The 258-nt window shown below is 64.7% G+C and carries 1 protein-coding gene; it reads right to left on the bottom strand.

The window, feature by feature from the left end; translation table 11 throughout:
- Positions 1-258: fibronectin type III domain-containing protein (locus L981_RS36105; RefSeq protein WP_156134323.1), on the bottom strand; the 258-nt coding region annotated here is incomplete at both ends.

Genomic DNA, 258 nt, shown 5'->3' on the forward strand with positions numbered 1-258 from the left:
TCGTGCCGAACGTCTGGGGACCCGGGCTGAAGTCGATCGTCTGGAAGTTTCTCGGCACCACCGCCTGCGACGCCGAGGACGACGGGCCTACCCCCGCCGCGTTCTTTGCGGTCACCGTGAAGGTATAGGACATGCCACTCCACAGGCCCCGCACGGAAATCGGGCTTTGGGTGCCGACGCCGGTCTTTCCATGCGGGGACGACGTTACGACATACTCGGTGATCGCCCCGCCGCCATTGTTGACGGGTGGCGTGAAGT

Origin of the sequence: Ensifer sp. ZNC0028, assembly GCF_000799055.1 — a bacterium.
Lineage (GTDB): Bacteria > Pseudomonadota > Alphaproteobacteria > Rhizobiales > Rhizobiaceae > Ensifer.